Annotated in this window: 13 protein-coding genes and 1 pseudogene; 9 read left to right on the top strand and 5 right to left on the bottom strand. The window is 57.9% G+C overall.

Annotated elements, in window-relative coordinates; genetic code table 11:
* Positions 1 to 3 precede the first annotated feature (3 nt).
* Positions 4 to 1,953 carry an acetate--CoA ligase gene (gene acs, locus QO002_RS01640; RefSeq protein WP_307226040.1) on the top strand — a complete coding sequence of 650 codons (1,950 nt, stop codon included), beginning with the start codon at positions 4 to 6 and terminating at the stop codon, positions 1,951 to 1,953.
* A gap of 182 nt (positions 1,954 to 2,135) precedes the next feature.
* Here acs and QO002_RS01635 read toward each other — a convergent pair whose 3' ends face one another.
* Positions 2,136 to 2,345 (bottom strand): DUF1674 domain-containing protein, encoded by a 210-nt coding sequence (locus QO002_RS01635; RefSeq protein WP_307226038.1) that lies wholly within the window; start codon positions 2,343 to 2,345, stop codon positions 2,136 to 2,138.
* Between the two features lie 131 nt (positions 2,346 to 2,476).
* On the opposite strand from QO002_RS01635, the gene htpX reads away from it, so the two are divergent.
* The 4 genes from htpX (at position 2,477) to purH (ending at position 8,498) form a co-directional block, all read left to right on the top strand.
* Positions 2,477 to 3,436 (top strand): zinc metalloprotease HtpX, encoded by a 960-nt coding sequence (gene htpX / locus QO002_RS01630; protein ID WP_307226036.1) that lies wholly within the window; start codon positions 2,477 to 2,479, stop codon positions 3,434 to 3,436.
* Positions 3,433 to 4,827, top strand: a complete 1,395-nt coding sequence (locus QO002_RS01625; RefSeq protein WP_370878436.1) for an RsmB/NOP family class I SAM-dependent RNA methyltransferase — start codon at positions 3,433 to 3,435, stop codon at positions 4,825 to 4,827. The genes htpX and QO002_RS01625 overlap by 4 nt, the downstream gene beginning before the upstream one ends.
* 187 nt (positions 4,828 to 5,014) lie before the next feature.
* Positions 5,015 to 6,700, top strand: coding sequence for a heparinase II/III family protein (locus QO002_RS01620; RefSeq protein ID WP_307226034.1), 1,686 nt, complete (start codon positions 5,015 to 5,017; stop codon positions 6,698 to 6,700).
* A gap of 187 nt (positions 6,701 to 6,887) precedes the next feature.
* On the top strand, positions 6,888 to 8,498 hold the full coding sequence (gene purH, locus QO002_RS01615; RefSeq protein ID WP_307226032.1) for a bifunctional phosphoribosylaminoimidazolecarboxamide formyltransferase/IMP cyclohydrolase: 1,611 nt from the start codon (positions 6,888 to 6,890) through the stop codon (positions 8,496 to 8,498).
* A gap of 52 nt (positions 8,499 to 8,550) precedes the next feature.
* Here purH and QO002_RS01610 read toward each other — a convergent pair whose 3' ends face one another.
* Positions 8,551 to 9,918, bottom strand: a complete 1,368-nt coding sequence (locus QO002_RS01610) for an MFS transporter (protein WP_307233072.1) — start codon at positions 9,916 to 9,918, stop codon at positions 8,551 to 8,553.
* A 133-nt stretch (positions 9,919 to 10,051) separates the two neighbouring features.
* The gene (locus QO002_RS01605) at positions 10,052 to 14,839 is read right to left on the bottom strand and encodes an NAD-glutamate dehydrogenase (protein ID WP_307226029.1); all 4,788 of its coding nucleotides are present in this window, start codon (positions 14,837 to 14,839) and stop codon (positions 10,052 to 10,054) included.
* A 277-nt stretch (positions 14,840 to 15,116) separates the two neighbouring features.
* Between QO002_RS01605 and pdxY the strand changes: the two genes are divergently transcribed.
* Entirely contained in the window at positions 15,117 to 15,992 is an 876-nt protein-coding gene (pdxY, locus tag QO002_RS01600; protein WP_307233070.1) for a pyridoxal kinase PdxY, read from the top strand.
* Between the two features lie 179 nt (positions 15,993 to 16,171).
* Positions 16,172 to 16,813 (top strand): carbonic anhydrase, encoded by a 642-nt coding sequence (locus tag QO002_RS01595; RefSeq protein WP_307226027.1) that lies wholly within the window; start codon positions 16,172 to 16,174, stop codon positions 16,811 to 16,813.
* 69 nt (positions 16,814 to 16,882) lie between these two features.
* Here QO002_RS01595 and QO002_RS01590 read toward each other — a convergent pair whose 3' ends face one another.
* Complete coding sequence (locus QO002_RS01590; RefSeq protein ID WP_307226025.1) at positions 16,883 to 17,704, bottom strand: lytic murein transglycosylase; 822 nt, start codon at positions 17,702 to 17,704, stop codon at positions 16,883 to 16,885.
* Between the two features lie 209 nt (positions 17,705 to 17,913).
* Positions 17,914 to 18,948, bottom strand: coding sequence for an aspartate-semialdehyde dehydrogenase (locus QO002_RS01585; RefSeq protein ID WP_307226023.1), 1,035 nt, complete (start codon positions 18,946 to 18,948; stop codon positions 17,914 to 17,916).
* A gap of 402 nt (positions 18,949 to 19,350) precedes the next feature.
* Here QO002_RS01585 and QO002_RS01580 point away from each other — a divergent pair, with 402 nt between their 5' ends.
* Both QO002_RS01580 and QO002_RS01575 read left to right on the top strand, forming a co-directional pair.
* Positions 19,351 to 21,108 (top strand): alkaline phosphatase, encoded by a 1,758-nt coding sequence (locus QO002_RS01580; protein ID WP_307226020.1) that lies wholly within the window; start codon positions 19,351 to 19,353, stop codon positions 21,106 to 21,108.
* Positions 21,109 to 21,200: 92 nt separating this feature from the next.
* Positions 21,201 to 21,664: pseudogene (locus tag QO002_RS01575) on the top strand (hypothetical protein).
* Positions 21,665 to 21,673 lie beyond the last annotated feature (9 nt).

The following is a 21,673-nucleotide window of genomic DNA, read 5'->3' as shown; positions in this document are numbered from 1 at the left end:
TGCATGTCCGCCAAGATCTATCCGGTCCTGAAATCCGCCAAAAGCCGGGCGCTGATCGATAACGATACCTATCAGAAATGGTATCGCGAAAGCGTCGAAAATCCGGAGCGTTTCTGGGACAAGCACGGGATGCGCATCGATTGGTTCAAGCCCTACACGAAGGTCAAGAATACATCGTTTACCGGCAAGGTTTCGATCAAATGGTTCGAGGACGGCATCACCAATGTTTCCTACAACTGTATCGACCGTCATCTGAAGACCCATGGCGATCAGGTCGCCATTATCTGGGAGGGCGACAACCCGTATATCGATAAGAAGATCACCTATAACGAGCTGCATGAGCAGGTCTGCCGTCTCGCTAATGTCATGAAGAAGCATGGCGTCAAGAAAGGCGATCGCGTCACCATCTATATGCCGATGGTGCCTGAGGCGACCTACGCGATGCTCGCCTGTGCCCGTATCGGCGCGATCCATTCCGTTGTTTTCGGCGGCTTCTCACCAGATGCGCTGGCGGGACGCATCGTCGATTGCGAATCCACTTTTGTCATTACCTGCGATGAAGGCGTTCGCGGCGGTAAGCCTGTTCCGCTCAAGGAAAACACCGATACGGCGATCGATATCGCGGCCAAGCAGCATGTAATTGTCAACAAGGTTCTGGTGGTTCGTCGCACCGGCGGCAAGACCGGCTGGGCGCCGGGTCGCGATCTTTGGTACCATCAGGAAGTGGCGAGCGTACCACGCGACTGCCCGCCGGCGCGCATGAAGGCGGAAGATCCACTCTTCATTCTCTACACGTCCGGTTCGACCGGAAAACCGAAGGGCGTTCTGCATACGACCGGTGGTTATCTCGTCTATGCCTCGATGACCCACAAATATGTCTTCGACTATCACGAGGGCGATATTTACTGGTGCACGGCCGATGTTGGTTGGGTGACTGGTCACTCTTATATCGTCTATGGGCCGCTCGCCAACTGCGCGACGACTGTCATGTTCGAAGGTGTCCCGAATTTCCCGGATTCCGGCCGCTTCTGGGAAATCATCGACAAGCACAAGGTCAATATCTTCTACACGGCGCCCACCGCGATCCGTGCGCTGATGGGCGCTGGCGATGCGTTTGTAAAGCGCTCTTCACGCTCTTCGCTGCGGCTTCTCGGTTCGGTCGGGGAACCGATCAACCCGGAAGCCTGGGAATGGTACTATAACGTGGTCGGTGATGCCCGCAGTCCCATCGTCGATACGTGGTGGCAGACGGAAACAGGCGGCATCCTCATCACGCCGCTTCCAGGTGCCACGGATTTGAAGCCGGGTTCGGCAACCCGCCCCTTCTTCGGTGTCAAACCGCAACTGGTGGACAATGAAGGCGCGGTATTGGAAGGCGCTGCTGACGGCAATCTCTGCATCATCGACAGTTGGCCGGGCCAGATGCGCACGATCTATGGGGATCATGCACGTTTCGCCCAGACCTATTTCGCGACATACAAGGGCAGGTACTTCACTGGCGACGGCTGCCGAAGGGATGAAGACGGTTATTACTGGATTACCGGTCGCGTCGATGACGTGCTCAATGTTTCGGGTCATCGGCTCGGGACTGCCGAAGTCGAATCCGCGCTTGTTTCCCATCATCTTGTGTCGGAAGCAGCCGTGGTCGGCTATCCGCATAGCCTCAAAGGACAAGGCATCTATTGCTACGTCTCGCTGATGGCTGGTCAGACAGGCACGGATGAGCTGCGGCAGGATCTGGTCAAACATGTGCGCAAGGAAATCGGCCCGATTGCCACGCCGGATAAAATCCAGTTTGCACCGGGCCTGCCCAAGACGCGTTCCGGCAAGATCATGCGGCGTATTCTGCGAAAAATCGCCGAAGATGATTTTGCCAGCCTGGGGGATACGTCCACGCTCGCAGATCCGGCCGTTGTCGACGATCTGATCGCCAACCGGCAGAACAAAACCTAGCGAAAGCTCTCGCATCGGCTAACCCGAAGCGGGTTAGCCGATGCGCACTGGATGCGATCAGAGATATGCATCCGGAATAACTAAAAATTGCGTAGTTTCAGACGGCTTTTGATAGTCGCAGATGACGAGAGATCCGGAGCCGGGCGTTATTGAGCCAGATTCATCTCCTTCGGAAATCAGCTCTAAAAATCGATAGCCCGCCCATTGATTTCCCAATCGCCGAAGCGGGCCGGGTCCTGGCCGCCGCGGCCGCCGAGTTCCTTCGGCATTTCCCCAGCTTGCGCCTGTTGTCTTCTCGCCTCTGCCTCCTGCAAGGCGCGTTCTGCCGCAGGTGAGAGCTTTTTCTCGAGTTTCGGCAAATCCCTATTGTCATTGTCATTGACAGGCGTCATGGCGGAAAATCCAATGAAATATTGAAGACGAGGCCTCGTTACCCCATCATATAGGCAAGAGCTGCGGGAAGGAAAACCGTGATTCACGTGAAACGCAGTAGAAATTTGATCGAGAAGGTCGGGAGATTTCGATGAATGTGATCCGCACCGCAATGCTGCTGGCGCTCATGACCGCTCTTTTCATGGCTGTCGGTTTTGTAATCGGCGGCAAAAGCGGCATGATGATCGCCTTCTTTATTGCCGCAGGCATGAACGTGTTTTCCTATTGGAATTCCGACAAGCTTGTCTTGCGCATGTACAATGCGCAGGAAGTCGACGAGCGTTCCGCACCGCAATATTACGGCATCGTGCGGGACCTTGCAGGTCGTGCCGGCTTGCCCATGCCTCGAGTCTTCGTCATCGACAGCCCCCAGCCAAACGCTTTTGCGACGGGGCGAAATCCCGAAAATGCAGCCGTTGCCGCCTCGACAGGGCTGCTTCACGCGCTGAATTATGACGAGGTGGCGGGTGTCATGGCGCATGAGCTCGCCCATATCCAGAACCGCGACACGCTGACGATGACCATTACGGCAACGCTCGCCGGGGCGATCTCCATGCTCGGCAATTTTGCATTCTTCTTCGGCGGAAATCGCGAGAACAACAACCCGTTAGGCTTCATCGGCACGATTGTCGCCATGGTGGTCGCACCTCTCGCGGCAATGGTCGTCCAGATGGCCATCAGCCGGACGCGCGAATATTCGGCCGATCGACGCGGCGCGGAAATTTGCGGCAAGCCAATGGCTCTCGCCTCTGCCTTGGCCAAGATCGCCGGTGCGGCGCACCGGGTCCCCAACCCTATCGCGGAGCATAACCCGACGACTGCGCCGATGTTCATCATCAATCCGCTTTCCGGCGAACGCATGGATAATCTCTTTTCCACCCATCCGGCGACGGAAAACCGTCTTGCGGCTCTCGAGCAGATGGCGCGGGAGATGCGCCCGGCCTCGACGCCGCCGGCGCAGCCTGATAAGGCGGTGCGCAAATCGCGCTCCGTACCATCAACGGGCTTGGGACGCGGTGGCTCCGAACCGCCAAAAGGTCCCTGGTCTTGACATCTGACAGCCGCAATAACGATTCGCCCGCGAAACGACCCCGCAAAACCTGGGGGTTCAACTCCTCTGGGAGTGACAAGCCGGGTCTGCAGGCGCGTCAGGTGGCGGCAAAAATGCTGGCCGCAGTGGTTGACCGCAAGACGTCTCTTGATGGCATGCTGGATGCGACCAACGGCAATCCCGCTTATCGTGCCCTGAACGAGGCCGATCGCGCTCTCGTGCGCGCCATTCTCAATTCGGCGCTTCGTCAGTTGCCACGCATCCAGGCGATGGTCGGTTCGCTTCTGGAAACGCCCCTTCCGGAAGGTGCGCGCACGTTGGAACACGTGCTTGCGATTGCAGCAGCGCAGATCCTTTATCTCGATATTCCGGATCACTCGGCTGTCGATCTCGCTGTCGAGCAGGCTAGGACCGATCCGCGCACGAAACGGTTCGCAAATCTGGTCAATGCCGTGTTGCGTCGGCTCTCGCGGGAAAAGCACGATCTGCTTGCGACAGTCGGATCCACCATTCCGGCTATCCCTGCGTGGTTTCATGAGCGCCTCGTGGCGACCTATGGCAAGGACCATGCAAACGAAATAGCAGAGGCCTTGTTGACGCCTGCTGCCATCGACCTGACCGTCAAGTCGGATGCCGAAGGCTGGGCCAGCCGTCTGAACGGTCGGGTATTGCCGACTGGTTCGGTGCGGCTTGCCAGCTTTGTCGGTTCGGTACCCAGTCTTTCCGGCTTCGAAGATGGCGAGTGGTGGGTTCAGGATGCGGCGGCATCGTTGCCCGCGCGGCTGTTTGGCCCGCTTGCAGGCAAGCGTGTCATCGATCTCTGCGCCGCCCCAGGGGGGAAAACCGCACAGCTGGTTCTCGCTGGCGGCGAGGTGACGGCTCTTGATCAGTCCAGAAGCCGGTTGAAGCGCCTGGAACGCAATCTGGCGCGTCTGGGATTTTCGGCCGATGCGCTCGAAGCCGATATGGGAAAGTTCACAACCGGTGAACTCTTCGACGCGGCTCTGTTGGATGCGCCTTGTTCGTCCACCGGTACCATCCGCCGCCACCCCGATGTTCTCTGGACCAAGGGACCGGAGGATATCGCAAAGCTTGCCGCCCTGCAGGAGCGTCTTTTACGTCACGCGCTGACATTGGTTAAGCCGGGTGGCATCGTTGTCTTTTCTAACTGCTCGCTCGATTGGAGTGAGGGGGAGGATGTTGCGAAGAGCGTGGTCGATAGCGGCCTCTGCGAACGTATTGCGATACAGGAGTCGGACTGGCCCGGATTGGAAGAGGCCGTAACGCCTTTGGGCGAATTTCGAACCACACCAGCCATGATTGCTCCGGAAGGTGAGTTTTCCGGTGGTTTGGACGGTTTTTATGCCGTGGTTTTGCGCCGCACAGTCTAGTTTCATCACGAGATGTGAACCGGCTGTCAACAATCCATTCCATGCATTCGATTGACGGCACCGTCCTCCTCGGACAACAATGCATTATCCGTAAAAGTTTAGGCAATTCCGGACTGATTTTGCTAGGCAGTGTTGCATCATGTGATTGCTTGGCACGTCTTGGAACTGGGGGAGACATGCGGGCGTAATGCGTTTTTCGGACCGCCAGAGGCTTCTCTATCTGTATCTGCGTGAGGGCTGGCGCCGATTTTCGCGCAGGCTTGCCTTGGGCCGCAACAGTGCTGGTCGCTTTGCAGGCCGAACGCCGGATCGCCTGATCGTGGCGCCGACGGATCTTCGGGCCGTTGATCCTTTCGTTGCCAATGAGATCATCGATGGCCGTTTTCCACTTGCTGGCCGGGTTCTTGACACCGAGGGCGAATCTCCGTTCGAACTGGATCTTCCTTCCCATGAATTTGCGGTCAGGCTGCATTCTTTCGGTTGGGTCCGCCATATGCGATCTCTCAGCGAGGAAAAGGACTTCGTTCGCCTAAGGCAAGTGTTGAATGATTGGATTATCACCCATGGGCGTCATATCGGGGGGCTTTCCTGGGATCCTGATATCATTGCGCAAAGGGTCATCGCCTGGCTATCCCACTCGCCTGTTATTCTCCGAAACACCGAGCACGCGTTCTATCGTCGTTTTCTGAAAAGTCTTGCATTTCAGCTGCGCTACTTAAGGCACGTGGCTGACACGACGCGCGACGGTGAAGCGCGGCTTCGGGTCCGCATTGCGCTTGCCATGGCCTCGGTAGCGATGCCGGCCTCGGAAAATTCCATCAGGAAGGCGGCGCGGAATCTCGATCAGGAACTCGATCGTCAAATTTTGCCTGACGGCGGGCATTGCTCGCGCAATCCTCGCGTCGGGCTGGAGCTGCTTCTCGATTTGTTGCCGCTGCGCCAGACTTACGTCAATCTTGGCCACGATCTGCCGGCACGGCTTATCCCATGTATCGATCGCATGTATCCGGCTTTGCGGTTCTTTCGGCATCAGGGTGGCGAACTTGCGTTATTCAACGGTGCCACATCGACCCTTGCAAACGAGCTGATGTCGGTTCTCAGATATGACGAAACCTCCGGCGCACCATTCAAGGGCATGCCGCATATAGGTTACGAGCGGTTGGCGATGCGTGACACGGCCGTCATTGTCGATACCGGCCTTCCGCTTTCACCAGAGCTGTCGCGCAATGCTCATGCCGGCTGCCTGTCCTTCGAGATGTCATCGGGCAAACAACGCTACATCATCAATTCAGGCTCACCCAAATTCGCCGGCGAAAGATTTCGCCAGATGGCGCGGGCAACGGCAGCGCATTCCACGGTGACAATCAATGATCGTTCGTCCGCACGATTGTCCCAATCCCGTTTCCTGGGACCAATCGTTACCGGCGGTGCGACCAAGGTCGGGGTGGAACGGGAGAGTCAGTCCACCGGGGGTGAAGCCGTTGTTGCCAGCCACAACGGCTATGTCGACGCCTTTGGAATTCTTCACGAACGCGATCTCAACCTCAATGCTCAAGGTACGATGCTGCGCGGCCGAGATCGTTTGACGAAGCCGGATGGCGGCGAACTTGGCGAAACGGCTTCGGCCCAGGCGGAAGCGCGTTTCCATATTCATCCGGCCATCAAGCTTCGCCAGCATAGCCAAAACGAGGTGTATCTGACGGCTCCGGATGGCGAGATCTGGCTGTTTTCCTGTCACGATGCGCCGGTCTCGATCGAAGAGGATATCTTCTTCGCTGATCCCTCCGGCGTTCGAAAATCACTACAGCTTCTGATCGCCTTCAACGCAGCGAACCTCTCAGAGATTCAATGGATACTGACGCGCGAAGGATGACGCGCTTCCGCTTCGACACTTAGCCGGAGTCTCCGGTTGCTCGCGAAGCGATGGTGATTTGTGAAGGCAAAATATCCGCCAACTGCGGAACCCCACGGTTTCCTCTCGGCCGTAGCTATGCTAACGGCACCCAAACCATAGCCCACGGCCGGATCCCATGCTCCGGCGCCGCATAAGGAGCTTGCTGATGGCCGTCGCCTCCAAGAAAATTCCCGCTCCGGATCAGGTAACTGTCCGTACTGCCCTGCTTTCCGTATCGGACAAGACCGGGATCGTCGATCTGGCTCGCCAACTTCATGAAAAGGGCATCCGTCTGGTATCGACCGGAGGCACGCATAAGGCGTTGTCAGAGGCTGGATTGCCGGTTGACGACGTATCGGAGCTTACCGGTTTTCCGGAAGTTATGGATGGTCGCGTGAAGACACTGCATCCAGGCGTGCACGGTGGTTTGCTTGCCATCCGCGACGATGCGGAGCATGTCGAGGCAATGACCAAGCATGGCATTACCGGAATCGATCTTGCTGTGATCAATCTCTATCCCTTTGAGGAAGTGCGGGCCAAGGGCGAGGATTATCCGACCACGGTCGAAAATATCGATATTGGCGGCCCGGCGATGATCAGGGCATCCGCCAAGAATCATGCTTATGTGACGATCCTCACCGATCCGGCAGACTACGGCGTGCTCGTTGAGGAGCTTGCGTCGGGCACGACCAGTTTTGCCTTCCGTCGCACCATGGCTGCCAAGGCCTATGCGCGCACGGCCGCTTACGATACCGCGATTTCGAGCTGGTTCGCCGAGGTTCTGGACACGCCAATGCCGCGTCACAGGACGATTGGCGGCGTGTTGAAGGAAGAGATGCGCTACGGCGAAAATCCCCACCAGAAGGCTGCGTTCTATGTAACGGGCGAAAACCGTCCCGGCGTCGCCACGGCAACTTTGCTTCAGGGAAAACAGCTTTCCTACAACAATATCAACGATACCGATGCGGCCTTTGAACTGGTGGCGGAGTTTCCGGCCGATCAAGGACCTGCCTGCGCTATCATCAAGCATGCGAACCCTTGTGGCGTTGCGACCGGGAGTACGCTTCTGGAAGCTTATTCGCGCGCCTTGGCTTGCGATTCGACCTCCGCTTTCGGTGGTATCATCGCCCTGAACCAGACATTGGATGCTGCAACTGCCGAGGAAATCGTCAAGCTCTTTACCGAGGTGATCATTGCGCCTGAAGTCAGCGACGAGGCTAAGGCCATCATTGCCCGCAAGGTCAATTTGCGTCTCTTGGTAACCGGAGCCCTTCCTGATCCCCGCGTGCCAGGGCTTACCGCGAAAACCGTTGCCGGCGGTCTTCTTGTCCAGACCCGTGACAATGGCATGGTTGAGGATCTCGAACTCAAGGTCGTCACCAAGCGGGCTCCGAGCGCGCAGGAACTGATCGACATGAAGTTTGCCTTCAGGGTCGCAAAACACGTCAAGTCGAACGCGGTCGTCTATGCCAAGAATGGTCAGACCGTCGGGATTGGTGCCGGCCAGATGAGCCGGGTGGATTCCGTGCGGATCGCGGCCATCAAGGCCGAAGAAGCTGCCAAGACACTCGGATTGCCGAAGCCGCTGACGATAGGCTCTGCAGTCGCATCCGAAGCGTTCCTGCCATTTGCCGACGGCCTGCTATCTGCGGTCGCTGCCGGCGCCACGGCGGTCATCCAGCCGGGCGGGTCTATGCGGGACGACGAGGTGATTGCGGCGGCTGACGAGGCCGGCATCGCCATGGTCTTTACGGGGATGCGCCACTTCCGCCACTGACGGTATCGAACACTCATGAAAACCTGCCGCGCTTCTTTGCTCGGCAGGTTTTTTATGCGCGTTTGCTTGCCGGATAGGGGGTCATCAGCAGGAGCAGCAGTCCAAGCCCCAGAAAGGCGACAAGCGCCATCATTCCCAACCGTGCGGAGCCTGTGGCAAGGGTAATGGTCGCGACAGACGCCGGTGCAAGAAACGAAGTCGCCCGGCCTGACAGCGCGTAGAGACCGAAATACCGTCCAGCTTCGTCAGGACGCACGCTGCGGGCAAGATAAGAACGGGACGACGCCTGTACAGGCCCGAATGCGATCCCGACAAGAAGGCCGAAGACGATATAGGCCTTTTCTGCCGCTGTGCCGAAGAGACCCCCACTGTCGTCGGTGGAAAGAGGTAAAAGGCCGAAGAGGGTGTAGCCGGGTCCCGTTGAAACGATGCCGAGGGTTGCGATCACCAAGCATATGAGGCTTGCCATCACGATGGTCTTGGAACCGAGCTTGCGATCGAGCCGGCTGGCGTAGAGGCACCCCCCGATCGCCACAACATTGAGAATGATCCCATAGACCCCAAGCTCGACGGTTCGCCATGCGAACATACCGGCTGCAAATGTGCCGCCGAGTGCCAGAAGCCCGTTCACCCCATCCTGGTAGATCATGCGGGCGACAAGAAACCGCAGCATGCCCTCCCGTTGCTTCAACTCGAGCAATGAATGTCCAAGTTCGCGCAGTCCTGATCGGACGGCTGCACGAGCAGAAATTGCCGTCTTCTTCGTGTCTGGGGTGAACAGGAACATCGGCAGGATGAAGACGAGGTACCAGAGGGCAGAGATCGGCCCCGTGATGCGCGCATCCTCTCCCGTCGCCGGATCAAGACCGAACAGAGGGTCGAGACCGAGCAATGTTTTGCCGGATTCCGGACTACCGGCAAGCAAAGCAACGACGGCGATCAGCACGATCATGCCACCCAGATATCCAATCCCCCAGGCGAGATTGGAGATGCGGCCCGTTTCCTCCTCCGTCACCAGCTTCGGCAGCATGGAATCATTGAAAACGATCGAGAATTCCGCAGCGATCGTGGCCAGCACGATGCAGATCAACGGAATGACGAGCGGCGAGCCGGGTGCAGCAAACCAGAGCGCTGAAAGCGCGGTGATCTTGATGACGGCAAAAAAGGCGATCCAGGGTTTTCTCGCACCCGTCGCATCGGCGATGGATCCGAGGATGGGAGACAGAATTGCAATGATAATGCCGGAAACGGTCAGTGTGTATCCCCACATCGCCTGCCCATAGTCAGCATCGCTCGTGAGCCGGGAAACGAAATAAGGGCCAAAAATGAAGGTAACGATCACCGTGAAGAAGGGTTGGGCCGCCCAGTCAAAGAGCATCCAGCCCAAGAGGCCGGCTCGGGTGACATTCTGCTGCCCCATGGCATCGGCCTGTTTCGTCTGCTGCAAGTCCTGCTCCCGCCCGGATTGACCGGCTATCATCTGGGCGCGGCTCCCGCGGTCGCGCGTAAACCCGGAGTAGATCGATCGATCTACTCCGGGCCAGCGGACTTTTTCATTTCGGATGCATCTGCGCAAGATCACTCAGCAGACCAGCCGCAACGGTGATCTTGGCAAGCGTCGTTTCACCGGTTTCCGTGAGTTGTGTCAACTGGTCGCTGATCCGGCCGATGCGGTCATGATCGCCTTCCCGCCAGGTGAGCACTGGGTTGCGTTCGGACTTCTTGTCGGCGAGCGCGGCGATGGTAATCTGGCGTCGTGCCGCCGCGATGTCGCCAACGCTGCGCGCAAGTGCCATGGCCTCGTACTGATCGGTCGCCGATACTCTCTCGGCAGCAGCAAGAAGCCGGGCAACCCGAAGATGCTGGGTAACGCCGAAGTAGCTCTGCGCGGTGCGGGCAAGTGTAACACCGGTTTCGGCGGAAATCTGGATGATTTCCGGAACGACCGTCATCAATTCAAGCCCGGCAACTTCCTCTGCCAATCGTAACGGAACGCCCTTTTCGACGAAGTAGGCGGCACGCATTTGCATCTGTTGTGTCGCATCTGCCGGGACCGAGCCATGCAGGGTCGGCTTGAGCTTCACGAGCGCCTGCTGCACGCCTTCAACGGCGTTTCCGAGTGCACCTCCAACCGCCTTGGTCCGCAGTGTCCTTTCGGTGACGACGGCAAAGACGCGGCTCAAGTCCTGATAAAGCTCGTTCTGCACCCGGCCATCTATGATGGTGTCGAGAGCGTCGATCTCGCCGTTAATCCGCCCTAGGTGGCAGCCATCCCAGGCGAGGACAGCGGCCTTGATAACTTCCGCCGGCAGCGAACCGGTCAGATCCATCATGGTGCTGACGAAGGCTGGGCCGCCACGATTGATGACGTCGTTTGCAAGGACAGTCGCGATGATTTCGCGGCGAAGGCGATGCGTTTCGATATCACCGGCGTGCAGCTTGTGCATTTTCGCCGGAAAGTAATTCATCAATGTTTCGTGGAAATAGGGATCATCCGGCAGCTGGCTCTCGACGATTTCGTCAAAGAGAACAATCTTGGCATAGGACAGGAGCACCCCGATCTCGGCGCGGCTCAGTGCCTTGCCGGATTGATAGCGTTCGCTGAGTGCCTGATCATTGGGAAGTACCTCCACCTTGCGGTTCAGCTTCCCCTCGGTTTCGAGCCGGGTCATCAGTCGCGACAATGGTGTGCGATTGGCGGCACCCAACATCTCGGTCAGGGAGATTGCCAGTGATTGTTCGTAGTTGTTGCGCAGCACCAGATGCGCCACCTGATCGGTCATCGACGCAAGCAGCGTGTTGCGCTTGGCGCGGGTAAGCTTGCCATCGTTCATCGCTGAAGCCAGCGCGATCTTGATATTGACCTCGAAGTCCGACGAGTTGACGCCGGCCGAATTGTCGATCGCATCGGAGTTGCAACGTCCGCCCTTGAGGCCGAAGGCAATGCGGCCGCGTTGTGTGACGCCGAGATTGGCACCTTCGCCGATCACGCGCGCGCCGACGTCGTCGGCCGAAATGCGGATCGGATCGTTGGCGCGGTCGCCCACTTCCGCATCGGTTTCGCCAGGCCCCCGAACATAGGTGCCGATGCCACCGAACCAGAGAAGATCCGCCGGGCTCTTCAGGATCGCTGTCATGATCTCGAAAGGTGTGGCCTGCTGCTTGTCCAGATGAATGGCAGCGGCGGCTTCCGGGGTCAATGTGACCGACTTGACGGAACGCGGAATGATCATTGCGCCCTTGGAAAGCGTTTCGCGATCATAGTCCTGCCAGCTTGAACGCGGCAGGTTGAACATCCGTTTCCGTTCAGTGAACGACCGTTCGATATCCGGATCAGGATCGATGAAGATGTCGCGATGGTCGAAGGCGGCAATCAGCCGGATTTTTTCCGACAACAGCATGCCATTGCCGAACACGTCTCCGGACATGTCGCCCACGCCGACAACGTTAAAGGGTGTCGTCTGGATATCGGTGTTCATCTCGCGGAAATGCCGCTTGACAGTTTCCCAGGCGCCGCGGGCGGTGATGCCCATCTTCTTGTGGTCATAGCCGGCAGAACCGCCCGAAGCGAAAGCGTCGTCCAGCCAGAAGCCTGCTTCTTGCGCCAGCGCGTTGGCGGTGTCGGAAAAGGTTGCCGTTCCTTTGTCGGCGGCGACGACGAAATAGGGATCATCGCCGTCCAGACGCAACGTGTCAGCTGGCGGGATCACGTCCTGGCCAACGATGTTGTCAGTGATCGACAGAAGCGTGCGGATATAGGTCTTGTAGGCGTTGGTTCCTGCCTGGAAGATTTCGTCTCTTGTCCCGCCCGCCGGAAGTAGCTTCGGATAGAAACCGCCCTTGGCGCCGACGGGAACAATGACGGCGTTCTTGACCTGCTGTGCCTTGACGAGGCCGAGAACTTCGGTGCGATAATCCTGGGCGCGGTCGGACCAACGCAACCCGCCGCGGGCCACCTTGCCGAAGCGCAGATGCACGCCCTCGACTTCCGTGCCGTAGACGAAGATTTCGCGGAACGGGCGCGGCTCCGGCAGGCCTTCCAGCATCTTTGGATCGAGCTTGAAAGCAAGCATTGCATGCGGCAAGCCAGTGATGTCGCGCTGGAAATAGTTGGTGCGCAAGGTCGCTTTTACAGCGTTGACATAGCGGCGCAGAATCTGGTCCTCATCCAGACTTGGCACGGCAGAAAGATCCGTCTCGATGGCTGTTTCCAGGGACTTGATCCGCTTCTGGCGCGGCTTTTCCTCAAGAGCGGGATCGAGATGGGTGACAAAGAGTTTGAAGATATCGCTGGCGATCGAGGAATATTTATTGAGCGTTTCAGCGATATAGCCTTGCGAATAGGTTATGCCGGTCTGGCGAAGATAGCGGGCATAGGCGCGCAGGACCGTTACTTCGCGTGCTGCCAGTCCGGTCAGCAGAATGAGCCGATTGAACGCGTCATCTTCGATAAGGCCGTTCCAGGCGGAGAGATAAGCCTCCTCCAGAAGCGGTCCCATTTTTGCAAGGTCGAGCATCTGGCCGTCGCGATGCACGAGTTCCATGTCGTGCAGCACTACCAGCCGGCGGTCGGATGCATCGTTGACCACGATATCGTGGGTCTGTTCGCTGATGACGCGAAAACCCAGATTTTCAAGCAGTGGAACACGGTGCGACAGGGATACCGGCTCATCAGCATGGAAGATTTTCAGTTCCAGTGATTGGGGTCCCTTACCCGACTTCTGATAGAAGGCGATGCGTATGGGATCGCTCTGTCTGCAAGCCGAGATGTCGGTAAGATCGGCATAGGCTTCGGCCGGCGTGAAGGCGGCCTGATAGGCCTGTCCGGCCTCGATCGTTATTCCGTCCTCGCGCGCAAGCAGGTCGAAGCGATCAACCCAGCGCGTAACGATATCCCTGACCGCAGTTTCAAGCTTGGCCTGCGCAATGCGCGGTGTCTTTCCGCCGGATCGGCCGATGATGAAGTGAACGCGGGCAAGCCCGCCTTCGGGAAACGCAGGATAATAGGCCGAAACGCGGCCGTCATAGACGGTTTTCAGATAATTGCCTATCTTTTCGCGTACATCCGAGTCGTACTGTTCGCGCGGCACATAGATGATGACCGAGACAAAACGATCGAAGTGATCGATGCGCGGCAAGACCCTCGCGCGCGGTCGATCTCCCAATTCATTGATCTGTTCGCAGAAGGAGGTAAGCAAACCAACGTCGATCTGAAAAAGATCGTCGCGGGGATAGGATTCGAGCGTATTCATCAACATCTTGCCGGAATGACTCTGCGGGTCATAGCCGAACTGGTCGATGATTTTTTCCACCTTGAAACGTAAGAGCGGGATTTCGGCTGCAGGACGCGTATAGGCGGTCGATGTGAAAAGACCGACGATCCTGAGTTCGCCGATGCACTTTCCCTCAGCGTCGAAGCGCTTGACGCCGATATAGTCCATATAGGCACGGCGATGGATGACCGACTTGACGTTTGCCTTCGTGACAATCAGGTAATCCGGTCCTTGCAGGAAGGCGAGAATCTCGGGCGTGGTCACAACAGCGTCTTTGCCCTGCCGCAGCACACGCACATCGGGATTGGACAATATCCCGAGCCCATGTCTGGTGCCGCGCTCGACAATGGCTGTCTCGCCTTCGCCGGTATAGGAATATTCCCGCATGCCGAGGAACGTGAAATTATTGGCTCTGAGCCAGCTCAGGAATGCAAGTGCTTCGTCGCGGTCGCGCTTGCGGCGTCCTGCATTGTGACCTTCGAGCTCACTCATCGCCTCATCCAGCAGAGCTGTCATCGCCGGCCAATCGTCGACGGCCTGATGGACCTGGGTCAGTACGTTCTCCAGACGCGCCGCGAGTGCTTCGGCTTCGCGCTCGGAGAGCAGGGATAGGTGAATCTGGATGTGGCTGATGCGCAGCGCCGGATCGCTGGGCTGGTCCGGATCGAAGAGCTTTGCGGCTTTCCCCTTTTCAGCCACGACGATCGGATGCACCGCCATGTGGATGTCACGGTGGGTGCTCGTCACCTCCCCCATCACCGAATCATAGAGAAACGGCATGTTTCTGTCGGTCACACAAAGAACCGAGACTGGCGTACCGGCCGGTGCGACACCATCAATGGCGCTGATCGTTACCCGGGGAGTATCCTTCGGACGATGATCAATTTCGCGCTGGGCGTGCTGCGCCGAAAGGGCCAGCATTTCTGGCGTATACGCCGCCAGGTCGTCCTGGCTTGCACGCCGGAAAAGAGTATCCGGCGAAAGAAAATCCCCGCCAAGGGATACCGCGACAGCTTGAGCCCCCTCGATCTGTCGTTCCCGTTTCGGATTACTCGTACCCGCGCCCATGATTGTCTCTCCCTGCATCATGAATTGGCCAGAACCTAGCAGAACGTCCGCTGTTTGCGATTTGTTTTTGCGGTCTTCTGGCCTTTTCGCAGCGATTTTGACGGAAATTTCACAAAAATGGGCCGCCAAAGAAGGGAAATTGCGCATTCTTACGGCAAAATCGCCCGAAAAATACCCAATTGTCAGACTTTTCGAGCGGAATCCGCCGTTTTTGGTTCCAGTTGACACGCTACGCGTTGCGGGCGATCAGAATCAGGCAACGAAAGTGGAACTTATCATGTCCGAATCCGTGCCCGGCGCCGTTATTGTCATCTCCAGTCATGTGGTTCGCGGATCGGTGGGAAACCGAGCGGCTGTCTTTGCGCTCGAGACGCTGGGCTATCCGGTGTGGGCATTGCCCACCGTGCTCCTGCCCTGGCATCCGGGCCATGGTCCTTCGACCCGCGTGACGGTCTCCGAGGGAGATTTCAATTCCATAGTGGATGATCTTATTCGATCACCCTGGACAGGCGAAGTCCGTGCCGTGCTGTCCGGATATCTTGGGGGACATCATCAGGCGTATGCGGTGGCACGTCTCGTGGACGCTCTGCGCCAAAAAAATCCGAACCTGCTTTATGCCTGTGATCCCGTCATTGGTGATGCAGGGGGGCTTTATGTACCCGAGGCTACTGCTGTTGCGATCCGTGATCAACTTCTGCCATTGGCAAATCTGGCAACGCCCAATCGGTTTGAACTGTCCTGGCTTTCAGGCGCTCCTCTGGACACGAATGCGGCCATTCTTGAAGCTGCCCTTTCGCTGGGGCCATCCCGGATGCTGGTAACCTCCGCGCTGCCGATGATGACAGGCAGCACCGGCAATCTCTATCTTTCCGGCAACCACGCCTTACTTGCCGAGCATCGTCTGATCGATAATCCTCCAAACGGTACTGGTGATCTGCTGAGTGCTCTTTTCCTCGCCCGACTTCTTGAAGGATTGAGTGAAGAGCGTGCGCTTCATCTGGCGACCGCCGGTGTTTTCGAGATCATCGCCCGTGCGCGCAAACGCGGTGCAGATGAACTGACGCTCGAGCAGGATGCGTCGAGCCTGTCCACGCCAATGGCCATGGTTCAGATGCGCCGGCTTCTTCATCCGTCGCAACGGAAAAATCGGTAGTGCACAGGGGCATCCTGTCGTCCGTTTCTGACGGTCGTCGTAACGGCCCTTGCATCGATAGATGATCAGCGGTTAAACGGATTGGTCGGTCATGTCTGGCAGCGCTGCCGGAAATCGTGTGTCGCGTGACGGCCATGGATTTGTAGGAATCTCAAGGATCGACGGGGGTATCGACTGTCATGCAGCGTTTTCCAGAACACCTGCTCAAAGGCTACAACAATTTCATGAGCGGGCGCTTTAGCGAGCAACAACAGCGCTACAAAGCCCTTGCGGAAACCGGTCAGCAGCCGAAGACGCTGGTCATTGCCTGTTGTGACAGCCGCGCCGCGCCAGAAACCATTTTCGATTCAGGGCCCGGTGAGCTGTTCGTGGTCCGCAATGTGGCCAACATGATGCCGCCCTATGAGCCGGATGGTCATTATCATTCGACGTCGGCAGCGTTGGAGTTCGCTGTCCAGGCGCTCAAGGTACGCGACATCGTCGTCATGGGCCACGGCCGGTGCGGTGGCATCAAGGCAGCGCTTGATCTCGACGCCGAACCGCTGTCGCCGGGTGATTTCATCGGTCGCTGGATGAATCTTTTGAAGCCAGCTGCCGAGCAGATCCAATCGAACAACATCATGACAGCCGGCGAGCGCCAGCGCGCGCTTGAGCGTGTATCGATCCGCCATTCTATCGCCAATCTGAGGACGTTTCCCTGCGTCCAAATCCTTGAGCAGCGGGGGAAACTCAATCTGCACGGAGCCTGGTTTGATATCTCCACCGGCGAACTGTGGGTCATGGATGCTGCCACCGGAGATTTTCGTCGCCCGGGCACGTGAGCGAGCTAAAATACAAAACGCCCGCTTCTCGGCGAAGCAGGCGTTTTTGGCTGTCGGCAGGATAGAGGATCAGCCGCCGTCGATCTGGGCACCCATGATGGCGATCGCCTGCTGGTAGACGCTTGCAGCGTTCCAGCCCTGGATGGCACCGAAGTTCGGCTCGCCCGGCTGATAACCGGCGCCCGGCTGCCAGCCATGGCCGCGCAGGAAGTTGGCCGTAGAGGCAAGTGCATCGGCCTTCGAGCGAACCATATCGATATGACCGCTGCCGTCACCATCGACGCCAAATTTCAGAACATTCGCCGGCAGGAACTGCGTCTGGCCGATTTCGCCGTGGGCGGCACCGCGGGCATCCGGGTTCAGGTTGCCGCGCTGGACGAGGTTGAGGGCTGCATAAAGTTGCTCGGTGAAATAATCAGAGCGGCGGCAGTCATAGGCGAGCGTGCTGACGGCCGAAAGCGTATGTTCCTTGCCCATGAAGCCGCCGAAGCCGGTTTCCATGCCCCATATGGCGATGAGCGGGCCGGCTGGGACGCCATATCGGCTTTCGATCGAGGCGAAGAGTCCGGCATTCTGCGCCTTCATCTTCTTGCCGCGCGAAACGATGGTCGGACCCCCGCGCTTCTGCAGGAACTGGTCGAGTGAAAGCTTGAAGCTCTTCTGGCCACGGTCGGCGCGGATCGTCGCCTTGTTGTAGTTGACGTTGGCGAAGGCTTTGCTGACAACCGAACTGCTGATTCCGTTTGCCGCGGCTTCCGCCTTGAAGTCCTGAACCCAGGCGTCAAAGCCTGCAGCATTGTTTCCGCATTGCGCCGCGGACGCCGATACCGGCATGAAGACGGTAGCAGCAATTGCCGCGAAACCCGCCAGAACGCACTTTGTGTTGTGCATGTAAAACCCCGTCATGGCCAAATTCAAATCATTCCCCGCAAGATGTCAGTCTTTGCGGTTTCTGTCACGCTCACTCGGTTACAACGTTTCACGTGAATCCGATCCATTGTTGCTGCCTGTTCAAGGCAGCGGATACCCTTACGGAAAACCCCGTCGTTCTTTTACGGAACAGACGGGGCTTTTATTGCCATACGCTTCACATTTTATGATCAGGCTGCCTGCTTCTTTGCCTTGATCAAACCGCGATTGACGAGAAGTTCGGCAATCTGGATGGCGTTGAGGGCAGCGCCCTTGCGCAGGTTGTCGGAAACAACCCAGATATTGAGGCCGTTTTCGACGGTTGCGTCTTCACGAATACGCGAAATGTAGGTTGCGTCTTCGCCGGCGCTTTCGTAAGGCGTGATGTAGCCGCCATTCTCATGCTTGTCGATGACGAGGCAACCCGGCGCTTCGCGCAAGATGTCGCGGGCCTGATCAGCCGTGATCTCGTTTTCGAATTCGATGTTGACCGATTCCGAATGGCCGATGAAGACGGGAACGCGAACTGCGGTGCAGGTCACCTTGATCTTCGGATCAAGCATCTTCTTGGTTTCGGCCAGAACCTTCCACTCTTCCTTCGTGTAGCCGTCTTCCATGAAGCTATCGATATGCGGAATGACGTTGAAGGCGATGCGCTTGGTGAACTTCTTCGATTCGATCGGATCGGCAACGAAGACCGCACGGGTCTGGTTGAAGAGCTCGTCCATGCCTTCCTTGCCGGCGCCGGAAACCGACTGGTAGGTCGAGACCACGACGCGCTTGATCTTGGCGAAGTCATGCAGCGGCTTCAACGCGACAACGAGCTGCGCCGTGGAGCAATTCGGGTTGGCGATGATGTTCTTCTTGGTGAATTGGGTAATGGCATCCGGGTTAACTTCCGGAACGATCAGCGGCACTTCGGAGTCGTAGCGCCAGGCGGACGAGTTGTCGATGACGACGCAACCCTGCGCAGCAATCTTCGGGGACCACTTGAGAGAGACGGCGCCCCCGGCGGACATCAGGCAAATGTCGGTGTCGGAAAAGTCATAGTTCTCAAGGTTCTTCACCTTCAGCGTCTTGTCACCGAACGAAACCTCGGTGCCCTGCGAGCGAGCTGAGGCGAGTGCCACCACTTCATCGGCGGGGAAGCCGCGCTCGGAGAGGATATTCAGCATTTCGCGGCCGACATTGCCGGTCGCACCTGCGACTGCGATCTTGAAACCCATTGTCTTGCTCTCTTTCTCTTCTCTCCGCGGGGGCTTTGGGAGAAACCCGCCGATCAAGGACGCGGGCTTCGTGTCCCCGGCCGTGCCGGGGAGAGAGCGGTGGGCCAGAGACGTCAGACAGTTTTCGTCGTCGTTTTGGCCGTAGTTTTGGAATTGCACAGGAAGAAACCATCCCGTTCGGCGTTCATGGCCGGGGCGATCTGCGCAGCGATGGAATATCCAAGACGGTGCATGAGGCGGTTTCCTTTGTGTTGTTGCTCTTAGTAAATTCCACGTAGGAGTCAAGGCATTTCAGGGTTCCGCGGCGCGTGCGTCGATCAAAACTTCAAATGAGTGTCACGTCGCTGTCATACCCTCAGCCTATTTCGGAGCCATCACTTGATGTCAGCGAAAGGGAAACACATGCGCACGATCCTCGCGGCACTTGCCGCCACGACCATCCTCGCCGGTGCTGCACAGGCAACGACCGTTTATCCCCTTGACCGTGCTACAATTCTCGCGGGTTCACCATTCGATTTCAAAGTCGAATTCGACAGTGTGGTGAAGCCGGAAGACGTCAAGGTCACCGTCAATGGCCAGGATTACAAGACTATCCTTGGCAAGGATGCAGAGTTTGTCGCCGAAGAGAAGGGCAAGGAAGACAAGATCCTTGGCTCTGCCCTTATCCTGCGCGGCCTGACCATCCCGACGGAAGGCGCCTACAAGGTTGAAGTCACCAGCGGCTCGGAAACGAAGGCCGTCACCTGGGACGTTTACAACACGGCAGCGACGCCCAAGGCGAAGAACGTCATCTTCATGCTTGGCGATGGCCTCTCCGTCGCGCATCGCACCGCTGCCCGCATCATGTCCAAGGGCATGACCGAAGGTAAGGCCAACGGCCGCCTTAACATGGACGACCTTGACCACATGGCCTTCATCGGCACGTCCTCGACCGAAGCGGTCGCGACCGACAGCGCCAACACCATGTCGGCCTACATGACCGGCCACAAGACGGCCGTCAATGCGCTTGGCGTCTATGCGGACCGCACGCCCGACAGCTTCGACGACCCGAAGGTTGAAACCATTGCGGAAGCTCTTCGCCGTCAGACGAAGAAGTCGATCGGGATCGTCACGACATCGGAACTGCAGGACGCGACGCCCGCTGCCGTCGTTTCCCACACCCGCAAACGCGCCGACAAGCCGGAAATCACCGGGATGATGTTTGACATCAAGCCGGACGTCGTTCTCGGCGGCGGTTCCGCCTACTTCCTCGGCAAGGACACTCCCGGTTCCAAGCGCAAGGACGACAAGGACTACGTCAAACTCTTCCAGGAAGCCGGCTACACGCTCGCCACCAGCAAGAGCGAACTTGAGACCGCCAGTGGCACCAATACCGGCAAGATCCTCGGTCTGTTCCACACAGGTAACATGGATGCGATGCTCGATCGCGGCTTCCTGAAGAAGGGCACCGTCGACAAGTTCCCGGATCAGCCCGGCCTGGTTGACATGACGAAAACCGCCCTCGACCAGCTTTCGAAAAACCCGGACGGTTTCTTCCTGATGGTTGAAGCCGCCAATATCGACAAGATGTCCCACCCGCTGGACTGGGATCGCGCCGTCGTCGAAACCATCGAATTCGACAAGGCGATCGGCGTCGCTCGCGAATTCGCGGCCAAGCACCCGGATACGCTCATCGTCGTCACAGGCGACCACACCCACGGCGTTTCGATCCTCGGCACTGTTGATGACGAGAAGCCTGGTACCGACATGCGCGAAAAGGTCGGCACCTACGCCGCTGCCGGCTTCCCGAACTACACGGATGAGAACGGCGACGGCTATCCGGACAAGATCGATGTGACGCGCCGCCTGTTCCTCAACGCCAACAACGGCCCCGATCACTACGAGACCTTCCGTCCGAAGCTCGATGGCCCGTTCGTTCCGGCGATCCAGAACGAAAAGAAAGAATATATTGCCAACGAAGAGTACAAGACCGTGCCCGGCGCGGTCTTTGTCGAGGGCAACATCCCGCGTGAAGGCGACTCGGGCGTTCACGCGGTTGATGACGTCGTCCTGCAGTCAACCGGCCCGGGGTCGGAAGGCTTCAAGGGCTATATGGAACAGAGCGATGTCTACCATGTACTGGCCGATGCTTTCGCTCTCGGCGCCAAGCAGACGAACTGAGCCGCGATGCTGCGATCCGGCGAACCCTTGCGGTTCGCCGGATATTCTTTTCAGATGGTCACCTTCGATCGTGACCAGACGGAGATGAAGCCATGAATTCGATTTCTTCCCGTTTGCGCAGCCGTCGCGAGGCGCTTGGCCTCTTTGCGGCGCTGCCGCTCCTGTTTTCGAGCAGGCTGACCTGGGCGTCTTCCACCATCAGCTTCGACGAGTTCTACGGGAAATTCGGCGTTCTCGGCCTTGAATTTTCCGACAAGATAAAATCGCTGGCGGGACAAAATGTGTCCATGCGCGGCTTCATGGCGCCGCCCCTGAAGGCGGAGGCGGCCTTTTTTGTCTCACCGAAATCCCGATGTCGCTTTGCCCGTTCTGCTCGTCCGATGCCGACTGGCCGGACAATATTGTCGTCGTCTACCTCGATGAAAAGCAGACCTTCGTGCAGCCTTCCCAGACGATCGAGGTGGAGGGAACCCTTGAATACGGTTCCTGGACGGATCCGGAGACGGGTTTCGTCAGCCTGTTGCGTCTGCGCGGCGCCCAGTACGCGACTGTTTGAGCGTTCAGA

It is taken from the genome of Pararhizobium capsulatum DSM 1112, from assembly GCF_030814475.1.
Lineage (GTDB): Bacteria > Pseudomonadota > Alphaproteobacteria > Rhizobiales > Rhizobiaceae > Pararhizobium > Pararhizobium capsulatum.
The sequence above is the reverse complement of the archived record's forward strand: the minus strand, read 5'-3'. Positions and strand labels throughout refer to the sequence as shown.